At 71.0% G+C, this 18,858-nt stretch carries 23 protein-coding genes; 12 read left to right on the top strand and 11 right to left on the bottom strand.

All coding sequences use genetic code 11. The annotated features are described in order from the left end of the window. The first annotated feature begins 3 nt into the window (after window positions 1-3). From ACIBVP_RS29550 to ACIBVP_RS29530, 5 genes are read left to right on the top strand one after another with little or no spacing between them, the layout of a single operon-like run. Entirely contained in the window at window positions 4-945 is a 942-nt protein-coding gene (locus ACIBVP_RS29550; RefSeq protein WP_396109607.1) for a hypothetical protein, read from the top strand. After that, on the top strand, window positions 942-3,116 hold the full coding sequence (locus tag ACIBVP_RS29545) for a hypothetical protein (protein ID WP_396109606.1): 2,175 nt from the start codon (window positions 942-944) through the stop codon (window positions 3,114-3,116). The genes ACIBVP_RS29550 and ACIBVP_RS29545 overlap by 4 nt, the downstream gene beginning before the upstream one ends. Before the next feature lie 11 nt (window positions 3,117-3,127). Further along, the gene (locus ACIBVP_RS29540; RefSeq protein ID WP_396109605.1) at window positions 3,128-3,577 is read left to right on the top strand and encodes a hypothetical protein; all 450 of its coding nucleotides are present in this window, start codon (window positions 3,128-3,130) and stop codon (window positions 3,575-3,577) included. A 12-nt stretch (window positions 3,578-3,589) separates the two neighbouring features. Further along, entirely contained in the window at window positions 3,590-3,790 is a 201-nt protein-coding gene (locus ACIBVP_RS29535; protein WP_396109604.1) for a hypothetical protein, read from the top strand. Then, window positions 3,791-4,036, top strand: coding sequence for a hypothetical protein (locus ACIBVP_RS29530; protein ID WP_396109603.1), 246 nt, complete (start codon window positions 3,791-3,793; stop codon window positions 4,034-4,036). A gap of 10 nt (window positions 4,037-4,046) precedes the next feature. Here ACIBVP_RS29530 and ACIBVP_RS29525 read toward each other — a convergent pair whose 3' ends face one another. Continuing rightward, window positions 4,047-4,388, bottom strand: coding sequence for a hypothetical protein (locus ACIBVP_RS29525; RefSeq protein WP_396109602.1), 342 nt, complete (start codon window positions 4,386-4,388; stop codon window positions 4,047-4,049). A 297-nt stretch (window positions 4,389-4,685) separates the two neighbouring features. Here ACIBVP_RS29525 and ACIBVP_RS29520 point away from each other — a divergent pair, with 297 nt between their 5' ends. Further along, window positions 4,686-4,880, top strand: coding sequence for a MerR family DNA-binding transcriptional regulator (locus ACIBVP_RS29520; protein ID WP_396109601.1), 195 nt, complete (start codon window positions 4,686-4,688; stop codon window positions 4,878-4,880). Between the two features lie 51 nt (window positions 4,881-4,931). Here ACIBVP_RS29520 and ACIBVP_RS29515 read toward each other — a convergent pair whose 3' ends face one another. Together ACIBVP_RS29515 and ACIBVP_RS29510 are read right to left on the bottom strand one after the other, a co-directional pair. Then, a complete protein-coding gene (locus tag ACIBVP_RS29515) occupies window positions 4,932-5,084 on the bottom strand; it encodes a hypothetical protein (RefSeq protein ID WP_396109600.1) in 153 nt (50 codons plus the stop codon). Between the two features lie 62 nt (window positions 5,085-5,146). After that, the gene (locus tag ACIBVP_RS29510; protein ID WP_396109599.1) at window positions 5,147-5,362 is read right to left on the bottom strand and encodes a hypothetical protein; all 216 of its coding nucleotides are present in this window, start codon (window positions 5,360-5,362) and stop codon (window positions 5,147-5,149) included. 14 nt (window positions 5,363-5,376) lie between these two features. On the opposite strand from ACIBVP_RS29510, the gene ACIBVP_RS29505 reads away from it, so the two are divergent. The 3 genes from ACIBVP_RS29505 to ACIBVP_RS29495 are packed head-to-tail and all read left to right on the top strand — an operon-like array spanning window position 5,377 to window position 7,517. Continuing rightward, window positions 5,377-5,853 (top strand): low molecular weight protein-tyrosine-phosphatase, encoded by a 477-nt coding sequence (locus ACIBVP_RS29505; protein ID WP_396109598.1) that lies wholly within the window; start codon window positions 5,377-5,379, stop codon window positions 5,851-5,853. Window positions 5,854-5,885: 32 nt separating this feature from the next. Continuing rightward, complete coding sequence (locus tag ACIBVP_RS29500; protein WP_396109679.1) at window positions 5,886-6,674, top strand: fructosamine kinase family protein; 789 nt, start codon at window positions 5,886-5,888, stop codon at window positions 6,672-6,674. Window positions 6,675-6,683: 9 nt separating this feature from the next. Further along, window positions 6,684-7,517: an SURF1 family protein gene (locus ACIBVP_RS29495; protein ID WP_396109597.1), complete on the top strand. Its 834-nt coding sequence runs from the start codon at window positions 6,684-6,686 to the stop codon at window positions 7,515-7,517. A 198-nt stretch (window positions 7,518-7,715) separates the two neighbouring features. On the opposite strand, the gene ACIBVP_RS29490 is transcribed toward ACIBVP_RS29495, so the two are convergent. Beyond that, the gene (locus ACIBVP_RS29490; RefSeq protein ID WP_396109596.1) at window positions 7,716-8,657 is read right to left on the bottom strand and encodes a cobalamin biosynthesis protein; all 942 of its coding nucleotides are present in this window, start codon (window positions 8,655-8,657) and stop codon (window positions 7,716-7,718) included. 65 nt (window positions 8,658-8,722) lie between these two features. Here ACIBVP_RS29490 and ACIBVP_RS29485 point away from each other — a divergent pair, with 65 nt between their 5' ends. Together ACIBVP_RS29485 and ACIBVP_RS29480 are read left to right on the top strand one after the other, a co-directional pair. Next, the gene (locus ACIBVP_RS29485) at window positions 8,723-9,175 is read left to right on the top strand and encodes a hypothetical protein (RefSeq protein ID WP_396109595.1); all 453 of its coding nucleotides are present in this window, start codon (window positions 8,723-8,725) and stop codon (window positions 9,173-9,175) included. A 12-nt stretch (window positions 9,176-9,187) separates the two neighbouring features. Further along, on the top strand, window positions 9,188-9,601 hold the full coding sequence (locus ACIBVP_RS29480) for a hypothetical protein (protein ID WP_396109594.1): 414 nt from the start codon (window positions 9,188-9,190) through the stop codon (window positions 9,599-9,601). Here the strand turns inward: ACIBVP_RS29480 and nudC are convergent. From nudC to ACIBVP_RS29455, 5 genes are read right to left on the bottom strand one after another with little or no spacing between them, the layout of a single operon-like run. Further along, a complete protein-coding gene (nudC, locus tag ACIBVP_RS29475) occupies window positions 9,598-10,557 on the bottom strand; it encodes an NAD(+) diphosphatase (protein ID WP_396109593.1) in 960 nt (319 codons plus the stop codon). The two genes, ACIBVP_RS29480 and nudC, sit on opposite strands and share 4 nt — an antisense overlap. Further along, entirely contained in the window at window positions 10,554-11,951 is a 1,398-nt protein-coding gene (locus ACIBVP_RS29470; protein WP_396109592.1) for a M16 family metallopeptidase, read from the bottom strand. The genes nudC and ACIBVP_RS29470 overlap by 4 nt, the downstream gene beginning before the upstream one ends. Then, a complete protein-coding gene (locus ACIBVP_RS29465; protein WP_396109591.1) occupies window positions 11,948-13,231 on the bottom strand; it encodes a M16 family metallopeptidase in 1,284 nt (427 codons plus the stop codon). The genes ACIBVP_RS29470 and ACIBVP_RS29465 overlap by 4 nt, the downstream gene beginning before the upstream one ends. A gap of 55 nt (window positions 13,232-13,286) precedes the next feature. After that, entirely contained in the window at window positions 13,287-13,958 is a 672-nt protein-coding gene (locus tag ACIBVP_RS29460; RefSeq protein WP_396109590.1) for a hypothetical protein, read from the bottom strand. Beyond that, on the bottom strand, window positions 13,955-15,700 hold the full coding sequence (locus tag ACIBVP_RS29455; RefSeq protein WP_396109589.1) for a DUF2207 domain-containing protein: 1,746 nt from the start codon (window positions 15,698-15,700) through the stop codon (window positions 13,955-13,957). The genes ACIBVP_RS29460 and ACIBVP_RS29455 overlap by 4 nt, the downstream gene beginning before the upstream one ends. A gap of 67 nt (window positions 15,701-15,767) precedes the next feature. Here ACIBVP_RS29455 and ACIBVP_RS29450 point away from each other — a divergent pair, with 67 nt between their 5' ends. After that, a complete protein-coding gene (locus ACIBVP_RS29450; RefSeq protein WP_396109588.1) occupies window positions 15,768-17,000 on the top strand; it encodes a neutral zinc metallopeptidase in 1,233 nt (410 codons plus the stop codon). A gap of 183 nt (window positions 17,001-17,183) precedes the next feature. Here ACIBVP_RS29450 and ACIBVP_RS29445 read toward each other — a convergent pair whose 3' ends face one another. Continuing rightward, window positions 17,184-17,663, bottom strand: coding sequence for a hypothetical protein (locus ACIBVP_RS29445; protein ID WP_396109587.1), 480 nt, complete (start codon window positions 17,661-17,663; stop codon window positions 17,184-17,186). Between the two features lie 38 nt (window positions 17,664-17,701). After that, window positions 17,702-18,766 carry a potassium channel family protein gene (locus ACIBVP_RS29440; protein WP_396109678.1) on the bottom strand — a complete coding sequence of 355 codons (1,065 nt, stop codon included), beginning with the start codon at window positions 18,764-18,766 and terminating at the stop codon, window positions 17,702-17,704. Window positions 18,767-18,858: the final 92 nt, after the last annotated feature.

Here is an 18,858-nt window from a genome sequence, read left to right as displayed (position 1 = left end):
ACCATGACCCTCGCTGGTGACGAGTCGAAGCTGACCGACGCGTTCGACAAGGTCGGTGCGGCATCGAAGTCCATGGCCGACAAGGTTGACTCTGCTTCGTCGGATATGCGGTCGGCGGGCGACCGGTTCGATTCCCTCGCCGAGTCCACCGACACCGCCGAGACCCGGTTCACCGGGTTCTCCGACACCATCGGCGGTGTCACCGAGGGGCTGATGGCGTGGAATGACGAGTCGCTGTCCACCACGGAGCGGCTGCAGGCGCTGGGCATGGCGGGCGCTGACCTCGCCGGTGGCCTCACCGGGTTCCTGGTGCCTGCCCTGAAGACGATGTGGACGACCCTGACCACGAGCGTGATCCCCTCGATCTGGGCCTTCACGTCGGCGCTGCTCGCCAACCCGATCACGTGGGTCGTGCTTGGCATCGCCGCGCTGATCGCGATCATCGTGCTGCTGGTGAAGCACTGGGACACCGTGAAGGAAGTCGTCGGCAACGTCATCGGCTGGATCCGCGACCGGTGGAACGGCCTCATGTCCTGGTTCGGCGGGATCCCGGACTGGTTCGGCCGGATCTTCGGCGGCATCGGCGACGCCATCTCCGGCGCATTCAAGTCCGCCATCAACTGGGTGATCGACCGGCTGAACTGGTTTATCGACCGCGCGAACGACCTGATCTACGGCATCAACCTGGTGAACCCGTTCAGCGACATCCCGCCGATCCCGCACATCCCGCGCATGCACACCGGCGGTGTGGTGCCGGGTGCGCCGGGCACCGAGCAGATGGCCATCCTTCAGGCCGGCGAACGGGTGCTGCCCGCCGGGGCGAGCGGTGGCGCTGACATCACCATCAACTCGGGTGGCACCGCGCTCGACGATGCGTTGGTTGAGGTGCTGCGTGCGGCGATCCAGCGGCAGGGCGGCAACGTCCAGGTGGTGCTGGGCACATGACCTTCCCGACCGTGCCGCGCAACGTCACCGTCGAACTCCAGATCGACGGAGTGTGGGTCGACGTGACCACCAGCGTCCGGCAGACCTCCCCGATCACCATCAAGCGTGGCGCGTCCGGCGAGGGCGCGAAGATCCAGCCCGGGCAGCTGCGGTTCACCATCGACGACGGCCCTGACGGCGGTGACGGCGACTTCAACCCGCTGAACCCGCTGGGCCCGTACTTCGGGCTGATCGGCCGCAACCAGCCGGTGCGGGTCACGGTGGACGGCAACGTGCGGTGCGTGATGGAAGCCGCCCGGTTGGAGCCGGTGTGGGACCTCACGCACAGCATCTGGACCATCCCGGTCGACGCCGCGGGGGTGCTGCGCCGGCTGGAGCAGAGCGTGGCGCCGCTCAAGTCGCCGCTGCGCCGCTACCTGTCCGGCCCAAGCGTGGATACCCCGATCGCGTACTGGCCGATGGAAGAGGGCAAGGACGCGGTCGCCTACACCTCCGTGGTGGGCACGGACGTCGCGCCGCTGGTGCAGTTGCAGGGCGAGACCGACTCGGCGGCCTACGCTGACCTTGCGTCGTCGGAGCCCATCCCGACCATCACGAACGCGGGCATCCTGCGCACCCGCATCCCCGCGCACACCTCGACCGGCCACTACAAGATCGCCGTGTTCGTCGACGTGCCCGACCCGATCGCGGCCGACAACGGCACCCCCATCTACGTCGAGGGCGTCGGCGGCTCCGTGGGGTCGTGGCTGATCCAGCAGGACATCAACGGCACCCTGCAGCTGTTCGCGCTGTCCGAGGCCGGCGGCGGCACGCTGCTGTTCGACTCCGGGCAGATCGGGTTCAACACTGCCGGCCGCCGCTTCTACCTGGTGCTGGAACTGGACCAGAACGGCGCCGACGTCGACTGGGCCATGACCACCTACGACGTCGACACGGGCGCGGCCGGGTTCATCAGCGGCACCGCCACCGGCCTGACAGTCGGCACCCTGGACATGCTGCAAATCGGCATCGTCAACCAGGGCCTCGACGGCTGCTCGGTGGGACACCTCGCGGTGTGGCACACCAACGTGTCCATGAACGTCCAGATCACCGACGCGTTGCAGGCGTTCACCGGCGAAGCGGCCAGCACCCGCATCCAGCGGATCGCCGACGAGGAGGCCCTGCCGGTCACCGTTGAGGGCATCGACCCGCACCTGTGGACCGCGCGCATGGGCCCGCAGGGCCTGTCCCCGGCGCTGGACCTGGTGAAGGAATGCGCCGAGGTGGACGGCGGCACCCTCTACGAGGCCCGCGACAGCCTCACGCTCGTCTACAAGCCCCGCTACCTGTCCTACAGCCAGGACCCGACGGTCACCCTCGACTACGCGGCTGGGCACGTCGCGCCGCCGCTGGCGCCGGTGGCCGACGACAAGAACACCGTCAACGACGTGACCGCCAAACGCGTCGACGGCGGCGAAGCCCGCGTCACCCAGACCTCCGGGCCGCTGAACGTCAACGACCCCGCCACCGACCCGAACGGAGTCGGCCTGTACCAGAAGGCCGTCACGGTCAACGTCGAGGCGGACGGGCACCTCACCGACGTGGCCGGGTGGCTGGTGCACCTGGGCACCAACGACGCCTACCGGTTCCCGTCAGTCACCGTGGACCTCGCGGCGCTCGGCCAGCTCGGCGCGACACTCGTCGCGGCGGACGTGCTCGCCGCCGACGTCGACGACCGGATCGTGATCACCGGCATGACCGCGGCCCGCATCTACGACGACACCTCGCTACTGGCCCGCGGCTACACCGAGAAGCTCGACACCGCCTACCAGCACACCATCACGTTCGCGTGCGCCCCGGAGGAGCCGTGGCACATCGCGGTCCTCGACGACGGGATCGCACGGCTGGACAGCGACTCCTCGACGCTGGACGTGGCGTTCGTCGCGGGCACCGACACCGCCATGACCGTCACCACCACCGGTCCCCGCTGGACGGTCGACCCTGCCGAGTTCCCGTTGGAGATCCGGGCGGCCGGGGTGGTCCTCGAGGTCACCGCGATCGCGGGCAGCTCGGCGGCGTTCGGGATCACGCAGACGTTCACGATCACCGCGGCCCCGGTCAACGGGGTCGTGAAGACCATCCCGGCCGGCACCCCGATCGTGCTGGCCGATCCCGTCTACCTGGCTCGATAGGAGGAACCCCGATGGCTTTCGCAGGCCAGAGGCTCACCGCGAACGTGCTCGGCGTAGCCGAGTCGAGCGCCGAGACCGCATCCGGCTCCACCACCTCGACGACGTACACCGCGACCCTCACGGGTGGGACGGCGTGCGGGGTCGCGTTCGTCGCCCCGGCATCCGGAACGGTGCTCGTCCACAACAGTTCGTTCGTCGACAACAGCACCTCAGGTCGCTCCTACATGACGTTCCGGATCCGCACCGGCGGCACCATCGGCTCGGGCACCGACGTGGTCGCCGCGGTCGACGACAACGCGGTTTCGGTGCTGGGCGCTGACGATGCCTCGTTCGGCCGGGCGGTGATGGTCGAAGGCCTCACGGCAGGCGCGACCTACAACTGCCAACAGCTGTTCAAGGCCAGCGCCGGGACCACCGCCACGTTCCAGTGGAAGAAGCTGGTCGTCCAGCCGGTCCCGTAAGGGGAGATCGCCATGGCTAGAAGCACCGACGAATTCTATGACCTGCTGGTGAAGCTTGACCGGGAGGTGGCCGCGTTCACCGCCGAGGCGCAGGTGCGCCTGACGCACGTGGAGGCACGCGCCGACCGCACCTGGCATGTCTGGCTGGCAGTGCTTGGGCCGCTCGTGAGCCTGCCTGTGGCGCTCTACGCGGCCACCAAGGGGGCGTCCTAGATGCCCAGCTGGGACGCGTGGCGAGTCGACGGCTGGACCGTCGCATGGGCAGTGTGGATCGTGGCGTTCTTCGTGCTGGAGACCGTCACGCTCGTGACGCGCTCGCACAACGAACTGACTGCCCACCTGCGGCCCGTGATCCAGTCAGCCCCGCCCGTGTGGTTCATCGGGCTAGGGCTGTGGCTATGGATCGGTCAGCACTTCCTCTGGGTGGGCATGGACTGGCGGGCACTGTTCCGCGCGTAGCTGACTTGCGTCAGCGCACCCGCACCATCGCGTCCCAGTTCCATTTGCCCTGCGTCCACAGGTGCCGGTCCTGGCACCGCTGGTAGGCCGCAGTCCAGTCGGCGCGTGCCTGGGTGCCCGCGTGCGCGTTCCACCACACGATGTACCCGGCCCGGTCACCGGGGATACCACGGCGCTCCCGCTCTGCGCGGTAGCAGGCTCTCGCGGCGCTCTGCTCGGACTCCGGGAACTGGTAGGCGCGGGCAGCCATGACCGCACCTGCACCGGTGGCGGGCATCGGCGTGAACGCAGGCCCAAGCAGCGCGAGCACGGCGACAACGATCACGACCAGAGTCGTGCGGACAGTGGACATGGAACCCCCAGGTCTCATCGAGGCCCGCGCGAAGTGCGCACGCCGTGCTGACCACCGGTCAGCGGCCACGACCTCTGGCAGGACGGCACGTCCCCCAGTTGCCGGATGTAGACGACGACGGCCGGCTGCCCGCACACGCACTTCTCCCCAGGTCTGGGTTCACGAGTCGCCTGCGCCATACGACGACTGTAGACGACTTTGGCGACAGAGGCGACAACAAGCGACTTAGCACGACAATGCGTGACTGTCACGACAAGCCACCCGTTTGGCGTACTCTGACGCCTTAAGGTGCTGGTCATGGCAGGTGACGAGGAGCTGGTGACCACGACGGTGGCTGCCAAGCGGCTGGGCATCTCGGCGCGTACGTTGCAACGCTACGTAGCCGCGGGCCTGATCAAACCTGACCTCACGCTGCCCTCTGGGCGCTACCGCTGGAACGTGGACAGGCTCCGGGACCAGATCAACGCGATCCCACGAGACGTAGAGGACTGACGCAGCAAACAGCCCCGGCCGTGGGTGACCGGGGCTGTCGCGTGCGTAGCGCTAGTTGGCTTTGAGCCACTCGGCGTACGCCTTCACGGCGCCGGTGATCTTGCCGTACTCGGCGAATTCCTCACCCGACTCGATCTCGGTTGGCGTAGTCATCGACCACTCGCCGGTCTCGCGGTTGATCTTGATGACGATTTCCATGGTCATGTCTCCTGTGGGGGTGGTCCTGCGGAAAGAGTCGGGATGAGCGTTGGTGCCGTTTCGTGGCATCACAGCGCCGATGCGCTCTGCTTGACCTGGTGCGGGTCTTCCAGGTCTTCCAGGGGCGCCCCGAACTGCCCGCCAGTGCAGGCGTGCAGCTGCGCGAGTGCGACGCGGTAGGCCGCAGCCATGCCGTGGTCTCGACGGTCGCCGTACTCGCGGTACCGGTCTCGGTGTTCGTCGAACTGGTCTGCCAGGGTGTTGGCGTAGATTTCGAGATGCATTAGGAGCCGCCTAAATGTGCTTGGCCGTCTGCTTCGTCTGCTCAGGCAACATCTGCCGCTCGCCCATCGCGGCGCTGGTCCTGACCGAGCACCTGCGCCGGGCCGGCCTCGCCGACCGGGTGCGGGTGACGAGCGCGGGCATCGGCCCGTGGCACGTCGGTGAGCCCGCCGACCCCAGAGCACAACGGGTGCTGGCCGAACACGGCTACCCGACGAACCACGTGGCCACGCAGGTGAACGAGGACCACCTGTCCGCCGACCTGCTGCTCGCCATGGACGCCGGGCACGAGGGCGCGCTGCGGGACCTGCTCAAGCACCAGGGCGACACCGACGAACGGCTCGTGATGTTCCGCTCGTTCGACCCGCAGGCCACCGAGTCGGACGTGCCGGACCCGTACTACGGCGACTTCGCCGGTTTCGTCGAGGTGCTCGGCCTGGTGGAGGCCGCGATGCCGGGGCTGGTCGAGTGGATCCGCGCGAACCTCGACTGAGCGCGCTGCTCGGTCAGCCGGTCACCGCGACGATGCCGCTGGGCGGCGCGTACCGGCTCCGTCTCGCCGACGGCACCGAGGTGGTCGCGAAGCGGCACGACCGCCCACGCGGCGCGGCGGCCGAGGCCGCCGGCCTGCGGTGGCTCGCCGCAGGCGGAGTCCGGTGCCCACAGGTGCTCGCCCACGACGAGCGATGGCTGGTCATCGAGGCCGTCACGATCGGCTCGGCCACCGGGTCCGGAGCCGAGACATTCGGCCGCGAGCTGGCCGCACAGCACCGCACCGGCGCGTCCGCCTTCGGCGTGGCCCCACCCGGCGGCCCCGGCGACGCGTGGATCGGCCTCGCGCCCATGCCGAACGTGCCGGGCCCGAGCTGGCCCGAGTGGTACGTGGCGCACCGCGTCCAGCCGTACCTGCGCGACGCCGTCGACCAGGGCGTGCTCCCCGACCCCGGTCCCGTGGAGGCGGTGTGCGAACGGGTCGGCGAGCTGGCCGGCCCCGCCGAGCCACCCGCCCGCCTGCACGGCGACCTGTGGAGCGGCAACGTCCTGTGGGGTGCCGACGGCCACGTGTGGCTGATCGACCCGGCGGCGCACGGCGGCCACCGCGAGACCGACCTCGCCATGCTGCACCTGTTCGGGTGCCCCCACCTGGACCGGATCGTCGCCGCGTACGACGAGGCCGACCCGCTCGCGGACGGGTGGCGGGCCCGGATCCCGCTGCACCAGCTGTTCCCGCTGCTGGTGCACACCGTGCTGTTCGGTGGCGGGTACGGGACCCAGGCGGTGGCGGCGGCCAGGGCGGCACTGGCCGGTCTCTAGCATGGGTGTGTGCGGTTGCGGTTGCTGCTTCGCCCGGGATGGTTGGCACTGACGGCGCTGGTGCTCATCTTCGCCGGCGTCTGCTTCACGCTGCTCGCTCCGTGGCAGTTCGCCCGCCACGAGGAACGGTCCACGACCAACGACGCCGTCACCAACGCCGCGAACGCCACCCCGGCCGACCTGAACACCCTGATTCCCGCAGGTCAGCGCCCCGACGCGACAACCGAGTGGCGCACGGTCCGGGTCACCGGCGAGTACCTGGCGGACGAGGAGGTCGTCGCCCGGCTCCGCACGGTGCTGGGCCAGCCCGCGTTCGAGGTGCTCACCCCGTTCCGCCTGACCGACGGCTCGATCGTGCTGGTCGACCGCGGCTACGTGCGCCCGGTACAGGGCAGCAAGTCGGTCACCCTGCCCGACTACGCGGCGCCGCCGTCCGGCACGGTCACCGTGACCGCCCGGGTGCGCGCCGACGAACGCGATCCGCGAGACCGGCGCGCGGAGTCCGAGGCCGGGCGGCCGCAGGTGTACGCGGTGGGTTCGGGTGTCGTGGCGCGGGCCACCGGTCTGGACATCCGGCCCGGCTACCTGCAGGTCGAAGAGGGCGCCCCAGGCGTGCTGGGCGCGCTGCCGCTGCCGGACCTCGACGCGGGCCCGTTCCTGTCGTACGCGCTCCAGTGGATCGCCTTCGGCACGATGGCGCTGCTGGCGTGGCTGTACTTCACGTGGCGCGAGATCAAGCCGGGCGGCGTGCTGGCTGCCCCGAAGGCGGACCGCCCTCGCCGCGTGTCGGTGGCGCAGCAGATCGCGGAGGAAGAGGCCCGCGAACGCGCCACGCTCAACTGAGGTGCGCGGCTCGACACATCAACACCACAGCACCAAAGGCCCGCCGACCAGCGAAAACCGCGAAAGGCCCGCCCCCAGTACGTAACCTCAACCCCCACCCGATCCCGGGGGCCACCCGCCATGCCAGTCTACCGGTGGGTACCGACAATTTCGGGGCGCGCCGCGGAACTGTGGACAACTCGGTGACCTGTGGACAACTCAGCGGCGGCCGCGGATCAGGGCTATCAGCGTCGCGATGGCCGCTGTCAGGCCGCCCACCACCCGGGACAGTTCGACCGCGCGGGTGACGTGACCCGAGTCCGGGGTGCGGCCTTCGCCCAGGATGGGCCGTTCCTCCACGCCGTGGCGGTACACCGTCCGGCCGCCGAGGCGGACCTCCAGCGCACCCGCGAACGCCGCCTCCACGGGCCCCGCGTTCGGGCTCGGGTGCGCGGCCGCGTCGCGGTTCCACGCCTGCCACGCGCCCCGCCACGAACCGCCGACCACCGGGGCGCCCGCGACCGTCAGCGCCGCCGCCAGGCGGGCCGGGGCCAGGTTCAGCACGTCGTCCAGCCGCGCCGACGCCCAGCCGAACTTGCGGTACCTCGGCGAGCGGTAACCGACCATCGCGTCCAGGGTGTTGACCGCGCGGTAGCCCAGCAGGGCGGGCACGCCACCCAGCGCGCCCCAGAACAGCGGCGCCACCACCGCGTCCGACGTGTTCTCCGCCACCGACTCGACCGCCGCTCGGGCGAGACCTTCCGCGTCCAGCGTGCTCGGGTCGCGGCCGCACAGGTGCGGGAGCCGGTCCCGGGCCGCGGCCAGGTCGCCCGCGTCCAGCTCACGGCCGATCGCCGCGCCCTGCACGGCCAGGGAGCGCCCGCCGAGCACCACCCACGTGGCCGCCGCCGTGGTGAGTGCCCGCAGTACCGGGCTGCGCCTGCCCACCCGCTCGGCCGCGACGCCGAGCGCCACGACCCCGCCGCTCAGCACGGCCGCGTGTGCGACACCCGCGAGCCTGTCGTCGCGGTAGAGCGTCTTCTCGACCCGTTCCGCGATCTTGCCGAACCCCGCCACCGGGTGCCGTCTGCGCGGGTCGCCGAACGCCCCGTCCGCGGCCACCCCCAGCAGAAGCCCCACCGCGCGCGCAACACCGACCACACCGATTCACCCCTGTCCCGTGCGAACGACACCGTAGCGCAGCGCCCACTGGTTCAATGTCGGGCATGTTGCGAGCCCGCAGGCGGGGATTCTTCCGCCGCGCGTACGAGATCACCTCGGACGACGTCGCCGTCACCACCATCGACGGCGCACGCCGTGAAGGGTGCACGTTCACGGTGGACGGCGTCGAGTACCGCGTCGAGCGGGACACCCGGCGGCGGTTCGTGCTGCACGGCCCGGACCGCGGGCTCGCCACGGCCGACCGCGCCACCGGTCGCGAGTGGACGGTCAAGGGCATGGACGCGCACATGAAACTGGTCCGGCCCTCGCTGTGGCGGTCGCGATGGGAGATCCACCAGCGCGGCTCGGCACGCGGCACCGTCGCCCACGAAGGGATGTTCGGCCGCGCCTTCGCCGCCGAGGTGCCCGCGGACGTGCCGGTGCCGCTCGGGGTGTTCGCCTTCTACATCGTCCTGCTGCAGTTCGAGCGTGCCGCCAACGCGGCAGCGGCGGGGTAGACCGTGCTCGTCATGGAACGGCAGGGCGGGGTCACCTACCTGATCTCCGAAGACGGCCGCCCAGTCACCTCGTTCACGACCTTCTCCCGGACACCGTGCGAGATCGACGGCGTCGGCTACGGGCTCACCCACGAGGACAGGGGCCGGTTCTGGCTCGAAGGGCCGACCGGGACCGCCGCCTTCGCGTACCGGACCGGACGCGGCGAGGTGCTCGTGTCCGCCACCCCGCACGAGCTGTACCTGCGGCGGGCTGGCCGGTTCGGGCGCAGGTGGGAGCTGTACCGGGACGGGCAGGTCGCCGGCACCTTCACCCTGTCGGTGTTCGGCGCGCGGACCGACCTGCCCGACGACCTGCCGCTGCCCCTGCGGGTGTTCGCCTTCTACGTCGTGATCATCACCGACGCCGGGTTCATCCTCTGGTTCTAGCTGGCCTGGGCCCAGCCTCTGATCATCTGGTAGGCGATCGACGTCGGGCCGGGCAGCTTCAGGTCCGGCAGCTCCGTCGTCAGCGCCTCGCGCACGGTCGCCCGCGACACCCACTGCGCCGACTCGATCTCGCCGTCCGCCGGAAACAGCGGGACCGTGCCGTCGGCGACCGCCGCGAAGCCGACCATGATCGAACGCGGGAACGGCCACGGCTGGCTGCCCAGGTACCGGATGTCCGACACGTCGACGCCGACCTCCTCCTCGATCTCCCGCGCGACGCACGCCTCCAGGGACTCGCCTGCCTCCACGAACCCGGCGAGCACCGAGAACCGGCCCGGCGGCCAGATCGGCTGCCGCGCCAGCAGCACGTGCGAACCGTTGACGCCCACCCCGTCGTGCACCAGGCAGATCACCGCCGGATCCGTGCGCGGGTACTCCTCACGGCCGCAGTTCGGGCAGTGCGTGGCCCAGCCCGCGTTCCGCCGCTCCACCGCGGTGCCGCAGTTCGCGCAGAACTTCGCCTTCGCGTGCCAGCTCAGCAGCGCGACCGCGGTCGTGAACAGACCGGCCGCCGTGTCGGACAACAGCGCGCCGGTCGTGCGTAAGTCGTGCCACTCCTCGCCGTCCTTCGACGCGCCGGTCCACACGCCCCACGCCGAGTCCGGCGACGGCGCACCCTCCTGCAGTTCCTCGTCGGTCCGCATCGCCCAGTAGCCGACGCCGTCCGCCTCGCCGAGCAGCATCGCGTCCGCGGGCAACGCACCGACGGTCGGCCGGGGCGCCAGTTCGGTCGCGCCCGCACGGACCGGGGTGCGGCCCTTGCGGTCGACGACGATCACCCGGCCGGTGGCCCACAGCTTCGCCAGGCGCTCCGGGTCGGTGCGCACCGGCTCGTTGCGGTCCACAGTGGACCGCGAGAGCCGGGGCACCTCCGCCAGCTGGAACGGAACGGTCACTCGACTACGCCACCCAGGGAACGCAGCGCGGCGAACTGTGCCGCGTCACCGACGACCACACCGGTGAACCTGGCCGGCGCGAAGAACTCGCGCGCCGCCTCCGCGATCTGCTCCGCGGTGACCTGGGCCAGGCGCTCCGGGTGCGCGACCAGCCACTCGACGCCGAGCCCGAGCGGCGCCAGCGCGGCGAGCTGCGACGCCAGACCGGTCTGCGACGCGGTCGAGATCAACAGCGAGCCGATCGCGTACTGCCGGACCGTCTCGACCTCCTCGGCACTCGGCGGCACCACACCGAGCCTGCCCAGCTCGTACCGCATCTCGAGCAGCGCGGGTGCGGTGACCTCGCTCGCCGTGTCCGCGTCGATCAGCAGCGTCGCGCCGCGCACGGTGAACTCGAACGACGACCGGGCGTGGTAGGTGTAGCCCTTGTCCTCGCGGATGTTCTCCACCAGGCGCGACGAGAAGAACCCACCGTAGGCCAGGTTCGCGAGCTGCAGCGCCGGGTAGCGCGGATCGGTGCGCGGGATTGCCTGGGCGGACAGCCGCAGCTGCGACTGCACCGCACCCGGCCGCGGCACGAACAGCACGTCGCCGCCCACCACGTCCGGCAGTGCCGGCAGCTCGACGGCACCGCGGTCGGACGACCAGCCCGAAAGCGCCGTACCGATCTTCGCGATCACCGTGTCCGGGTCGACGTCACCGACGAACACCAGCACGGAACCGCGCGGCAGCACCGACGCGCGGTGCATGGCGCGCACCTCGTCCGCGGTGACCGTCTCGACGTCCGCCGCCTCCGGGGTCTCCCGCGTGAACGGGTGGTCGCCGTAGCGGTGCCGCTGCAACGCCTCCCGCGCGATCACGCTGGGCTGCGACCGCGCGACGGCGATCCGCTCGACCAGCCGGGCCCGCTCACCCTCGACCTCCTCGTCGCGGTACGCGGCACCGGTCAGCGCGTCGGCCAGCACGTCCAGCAACGTGTCCAGCCCGCTCGCGAGCGCGTTGCCGCCGATCGCGAGCCGTTCCGGGTCGACCCCGGCGCCCAGCTCGCCGCCGACGAGCGCGAGATCGGTGTCCATGGCGACGCGGTCGCGCCGCTGCGTGCCGGTGAGGATCGTGGCCGACAACACCTCGGCGATCGCCGCGTGCCGCCGGTCGGTGCCCGCGAACGGGATCCGCAGCCGCACCTCCGCCATCGGCACGGTCGGCTGGTGCACCGCGATGACCCGCAAACCGTTGTCCAGCACGGTGTCGACGGACGTCAGCCCGGCCGCGGAACGCTGCTCGCCGAGCGCCGGCAGCGGCCGGGGTCCCAGCTCGGTGCGGCCGATCTCGGCAGCCGTGCGGAAACCCGCCGGCGTACGTCCTCCCGCGGAGGCGGCATCGATACTGGTCACTTCTCTCCTCCTGCGGGCGACACGGTGAGAACCGCGCGCGAGTCGGGGCGCAACGCCTTGGCGGCCGAGGACACGGCGTCCGGTGTGACCGCCGACAGCCGGTCGGTGAGCTGGTAGACGAGCTCGGGGTCGCCGTAGAGCAGCTCGAACGAGCCGAGCGCCAGCGTGCGCGACACCAGCCGGTCGTGCTCGCGGTGCAGGCCCGCGACCCAGCGGGCGGTCACCTTCGCCATCTCCTGGTCGGACGGCGCGGTGGTGGCGAGCTTCTCCAGCTCCTCGTCGACGGCGGCGAGCACCCTGGCCTGCGTGACGTCCGGCGAGTGCACCGCGGTGACGGTGAACGTGTCCGGGTCGCGTGCCTCGAACGGGCCGAACAGGCCGCAGGCCGCGTTGATGTCGGTGACCAGCGGCTCGCGCAGCACCAGCCGCTGCTGCAGCCGGGACCCGTCGCCCTCCGCGAGCACCGAGGCCAGCACGAGGTTGGCGAGGTAGCCGTCCAGCTCGGCGATCGGGTCTGGCATGCGGTAGCCGATGGCGAGTGCGGGCAGCGGCGCGTGCGGGTCGACGTGCTCGGCCTCCAGCTGACCCGCGGGCGGCGGCTCGCCGAACGACGGCCGGTCCGGTGCCGGGCGCGCGGGCACGTCGCCGAAGTGCTTCTCGATCAGGTCCCTGGCCCGCGCGATCTCGAGGTCACCGGCGACCGTGAGCACCGCGTTGGCGGGCGCGTAGTAGGTGTCGAAGAACTGCGCGCAGTCGTCCAGGTTCGCCGACTCCAGCTCGGTGAAGTCGCCGTAACCGTTGTGGGCGTTCGGGAACGTGGAGTACAGCACCGGCGGCAGCAGGATCCACGGGAACCCGCCGTAGGGCCGGTTGAGCACGTTCAGGCGGATCTCTTCCTTGACCACGTCGACCTGGTTGCGCAGGTTCTCCTCGGTGATCTTGGGCGCCCGCATGCGGTCGGCCTCGAGGAACAGCGCCCGCTCGAGCCCGGCGGACGGCAACACCTCGAAGTAGTCCGTGTAGTCCGGGTGGGTGGAGCCGTTGAACGAGCCGCCGGAGGACTGGACGTGCCGGAAGTGGGCGAGCTTCTCCAAACTCTCGCTGCCCTGGAACATGAGGTGCTCGAACAGGTGCGCGAAGCCTGTGCGGCCCTCCGGCTCGGAGCGGAAACCCACGTCGTAGTGCACGCTGACACCCACCACCGGCGCGGTCGGGTCCGGGGCGAGCACCACGCGCAGTCCGTTGGGAAGCGTGAACCGGGTCAGCTCATTTCCTGGCATGCCCGCAGCCTACGTGCAAGCACCGACACCCGGCGTCCGAGCCGTCCCGAGTTGATCACTCAGCGGAGCCGGTGAGCGCCGTCTGGCCCGCCTCGTCGGTCTTCACCCGCGCCCACGAACCGTCGGTGAAGTGCACCTGCAGCCAGCGCGGACCGCCGCGGAACTGCGGGACCAGAGGCTGTTTCCACTTCTCCACCCGCGCGAGCGCGGGCCTCGGCAGCTCGAACGGGCACTCCAGCACGGCGTCGTCCGGCCGCTCGGAGAGCGGTGGGCGGCGTACGCTCCTGGCGAACTCGGCGGCCGACGCGGACACGATCTTCCCCAGCCCGCGCAGCACACCGCCGAACGACTTCTCCTCCTTCGCCGCGGCGAGCGCGTCCTCGGCCGCCGTGCCCTTCGCCAGGTCGCGCAACCGCAGCACGGCGACCCGGTGCGACGTGACCACCAACCACGTGTGCTCGGTCGACAGGGCCTGGTACAGCCCGACCGCCGCGCACGCCGGGTGGTCGCCGCGGACCGCCACGTACTCGCCCGCCGACTCGGAGAACAACGCGTCGAGCGCCTTCTCCACCCGGCCGGCGGGGTGCCCGTCCTCGTCGAGCCCGCGCACCCGGTACACCTCGCGGTCCAGCTCGGTCGCGACCACGAGCGCCTGGACGACGTCGCCCCGCAGCCACTCGCCGGTCACGCGGGCGTGGACGAGCGCGGTCTCCGCCGGGTCCGTCACCGGCCCAGCGCCGCGTCGAGTGCGAGCAGGAACGCGGCGAACCGGGCGGGGAACTCGGCGGGTGTGTCCGTCTCGTACCAGTAGATCCCGGGTGTCCCGTCCGCCGCCGCGTCGAGGTCGGCGAACCGGCGCACCCACCCCTCCACCTCGCCCAGCACCACGGCGTACGGCAACGACCGCGACAGCACCATCTCCCGGTCGGCGGCGGGGATCGTCCCGGCCTCCGTGGTGCGCAGGTAGTTCAGCAAACCGCGGATCTGCTGCACCAGCACGGAACCGCGCCTGGTCCGCGCGGGCATCATCCGAGCGCCGAAGGCGAGGCCGAGCCCGCCGACCACGAGGACCAGGCCCAGGAGTGCGTGCCCGGCGGTCAGTGCCAGCACCACGGTCGCGGCGATGCCGACCACCGCGAGCAGCACCCCGACCAGCGACCACAGGGACCGGTCGTGGTCGGGCCTGCGCGCGAACCACTCCCGCTTCACGACGTCGGTGTACATCGCCTCACGGACCGCACCGATGTCGACGCGGAGCGCCGCGAGGGAGACCTCGGGGGCGTCACCGAGAACCTGCCGGTAGACGGCCCGTTCGTAGTCGGTGAGCGAGGCGTCCGGCGGGTTGCGGCGCATCAGCGCCCACGTGTTCGGCCCCGTCTCGCGCACCGACAGGTAGTTGCGCACGGCAAGGTCGACCACGGTGGCGGTCACGTCCGCGACGTCCACCCGCTCGTCGACGACCGTGCCGACCTGCCCGGGCAGCACCCCGTCCGGCGAGGCGAACGCGACACGGCCACCGTCGCCGGTCATCAGCAACTCCACCGGCGCGACGTCACCGGCGAGCGCACGCGCGTCCCGGCCCCTGGCCAGCCACAACAGCAGGAACCCGCCGATCAGCAGCAGTACCAGCGCGCCGAGACCGACCCCGCTCGCCGCGGTGAGCGCGAACGCGCCCGCCGTGCCGACGTCGTCGAACCTGGCGTTGGCCCCGACCGTGCCCGCGGGCAGGTTCACGGTCAGGTCGACCCGCTGCCCGGCGGGCAGACCTTCTTGCACCACACGCAGAACCTGCGACGAGTCAGCCAGTGCCGACCCGCACGGCGAGTCGGTGCCGAACGCCCCGGCCAGGCAGACGACCGCCTCCGGCCGGGCGGGCGCGATGAACGAGGCACGCAGCAGCCGGACCTTCGTGTCCCAGCCGCTCGCGACCTGCCACCGCACCTCCTGGTGCCCGGCGACGTCGGTGACCGCACCGTCCACCTTGTACGAGACCGTGGTGGCGCCCTCGCCGAGCGCCATGACGAACTGGTCGCCGGTGACCTCGGTCCTGCCGTTGCCGGTGACCCGCACGTCCCGGATCGTGAACACGCGGTCGCGGTCGTCCCCGGCCTGGATGCGCAGCGGCGCGCGGCGCGTCATCGTCTTGCGTGCCTGCACGAAGACCTGTTCGGTCACCGACAGGCTGCCGTCGCGCTCCACCTTCAGCGCGATGTTGACGCTCTCCGGGAGCAGCGGGCGCGGGCCGGTCGGTGGCGTGTCCTCGTCGGCGGGTCCGGACGGCTTCGTGGGGTTCAGGTCGTCGAAGTCGTTGCTCGGCAAGGGCTGTCCCGGCCACTTCAGCGTGGGCACCGTCGACGGCGGCGACGGCACCACCGGCACGGTCGGCTGCTCCGCCACGGCCGGATGAGCCAGTCCTACCAGCGCACACGCGGCCAACGCCGCCGCGGGAATCCCCCACTTCGCCAACACGCCTGCGGAGGATAGTCGAGTGCCCATATGCTCACCCGCTGTCTGAGACAAGTAGGGGGAGACGGGGATGACGCAGCCGCCGCAGGGTCCGTGGCGACCGACCGGGCCGCTGCCGCCGCCGCACGCGAGACCGTTGCCTCCCGGCTATCTCCCACCGCCCACCCGGCCGTACCCGGTGCCACCGCAGTACCCCACCGGGCAGTACGCGCCACAGTACCCACCACCGCAGTACCCACCGCCCGGCATGTACCCGCCTCGGCCGACGACACCGCCGTGGCTGCAGTACCCGGGTCACCAGCATCTGCTGCAGCCCAGCAAGAAGTCCAACACGGCCGCTCTTGTCGGCACGATGATCGTGGTCGTGCTGCTCGGCGTCGTCGCCATGGTCGGCGTGATCTCCATGAACGACAAGGGGGACAGCGTCGCCGACACCGGCTACGGCGACGACCCGGCCACCACGTCGACCACGACCACGACGACCACCACCTACGAGACCACCACGACCACGTCGGAGACGACGACCACGACCGAGGAGACCACGCGGGACACGCCGACGGAGACCACGCAGGCCGGGCCGCAACCGGTGTACGCGCTGGAGGACAACCCGCTGTTCGCCGGCGACGTCGGCACCCCGGCCGTGACGTGCACCCTGGCCCGCTGGGAGACCAGCCCCGCGGGCGCGGAGGCGTTCTTCAAGAGCGCGCTGCCGTGCCTGGACGCGGCGTGGCAGCCGGTCATGGAGTACCAGGGCCTGCCGTTCTTCACGCCGGGCATCGCATTCCCGGAGGGCACGGAGTGGTCGAGCCCGTGCGGTGACGTGTCCGCGGGCAACGGCGCGGTCGCGGCGTTCTACTGCAGCTCCGACAACACGTTGTACATGCCGTTCGCCGGTCTGCAGACAGAGATGTACGGCGCGCGTCCCGGCGTGTACCTGGCGGTGCTCGCGCACGAGTACGGGCACCACGTGCAGGCCATGAGCGGCGTCATGGACACCTACTGGGACGCCAGGTACAACGCGGGCGCCGACACCGAACCCGGGCTGGAGCTGTCCCGCCGCTTCGAACTGCAGGCGCAGTGCTTCTCCGGGATGTTCCTGGCCGCCACGTACGGCCGCGGCTCCGTGGACGACAACATCCTCACCGAGGCCCGCACCACCCAGGACCGCGGCGACCACACCCCGGGCGCACCCCGCGACCACGGCAGCGACGCACACGCCATCGCCTGGTGGGAACAGGGCGCACAAATGAACCGCACCTACCAGTGCAACACCTGGCTGTCCCCACCAGAAGACGTCAGCTAACCCCGCGAGTCGCGCCCCAAAACACCGCGAGTCGCGCGCCAGAACACCGCGAGTCGCGTTCCCAGGCATATCGAGTTGTCGATTTCGTGCATGTCCCCGCGGATTGGGTGTGTGCACGAAACCGACAACTCGATGTGTTCGACAACGCGACTCGCGCTGTCTGGGCGCGCGACTCGCGAGGTTTCACGCCAGGCGGAGGGGGGTGGGTAGCGGGGTGTTCCGGGGGCCTCGGCGCAGGAGGAACGCGTACGCCGCGCCTGCCATCCCGCTGACCACGATCAGCAACAGGCCGAGTCCTTCGCCGTCCCTGCTGTCGCCCACCGCCGCGTCGGCGGCGTGCACCACCAGGTCACCGGCGAGCGGCCCGGTGGGCACGGTGACCTCGACCGGCTCCCCCTTGGCGTGGCCACAGCCGTCGAACCGGGCCCGGTGTTCCTTCCCACCCGCCGTGAACGTCACCGTCTCCATCGCCCCGGCACGAGCGCAGGGCACGCCCGCCACCACGGATGCGCGCGTCTTCTGTCCCTGGTCCTCCTGGGACGCGTCGAACAGACCGACCGTGTTGACGAGGACGGCGATCAGCACACCGAGCACCACGACCCCGGTGCCCGCCGCCGCCCACCGCAGGTAGCCCCGCGGGATGAGCACGCCCCAGATCCGCACCCGCAGATCGTGTCAGACGACCGCGGCGATCCGACAGGTCAGTCGTCGTCCGCGCGCGTGACCTTCTTGACGTACAGCAGCCGGTCACCGGACTCCACCGCGTCCGCCTCCGGGTGGTCCACGCGGTACAGCTTTCCGTTGCGCACCACGCCGAGCACGATGTCCGGCAGGTGCCGGGGCGACCCGCCGATCTCGCTCTCCTCGACGTCCCGCTCGGCGATCGCGAGCCCGGACTCCGGAGTGATCAGGTCCTCGACCATGTCCACGACCGTCGGCGTGTGGGTGGCCATGCCGAGCAGCCGGCCCGCGGTCTCACTCGACACGACGACCTGGTTGGCGCCGGACTGGCGCAGCAGGTGCACGTTCTCCGCCTCCCGCACAGCGGCCACGATCTGCGCCTTGGGCGCCAGTTCGCGGGCGGTGAGGGTGACCAGCACGGCCGAGTCGTCGCGGTTCGCGGCCACGACCACGGCCCGTGCCCTCGGCACACCGGCGACCCGCAGCACGTCGGAACGCGTGCCGGACCCGTGCACCGTGACGAGGCCGAGCGCGGACGCGGCCTCCAGCATCGTGTGGTCGGTGTCCACCACGACGATCTGCTCGGGGTCCACACCGTCGGACAGCACGGAACGCACCGCGGACCGGCCCTTGGTGCCATATCCGACGACCACCACGTGATCGCGCACCTTCGACCTCCATCGTTGCAGCTTGAATGCCTGGCGGGAGCGCTCGGTGAGCACCGCCAGGGTGGTACCGACCAGGACGATCAGGAAGAGGACCCGCAGCGGGGTGATGACCAGGACGTTGATCAGGCGCGCCGACGCGCTGACCGGCGTGATGTCACCGTAGCCGGTGGTCGACAGCGAGACGGTGGCGTAGTAGACGCAGTCGAGGAACGACAACCCGTCGCCGTTGCCGTCGCGGTAGCCGTCCCGGTCGAGGTACACGATCAACACCGCCGCCATCAGCGCGATGAACGCCCAGATGACCCGCCGCACGATGGACGTGATCGGGCTGGTCGTGGTTTCCGGCATGCGGATCACGCCGACCAGGGAGTGGTCCGGCCGGTCGGTGAGCCGGTCGGCGAAGCGGAGCTTGCGCAGACGCCGGTGTCCGGGCTCGTCAGGGCTGGTCACGGTGGGGAGATTAGCCGTGGGGGCCGCCACGCGCGTGGCGGCCCGCCGATTCCTCAGTA

Source organism: Actinophytocola sp. NPDC049390 (assembly GCF_044466355.1).
GTDB lineage: Bacteria > Actinomycetota > Actinomycetes > Mycobacteriales > Pseudonocardiaceae > Actinophytocola.
Note: the sequence above shows the minus strand (reverse complement) of the source record. Positions and strands in the feature narration are given on the sequence as shown.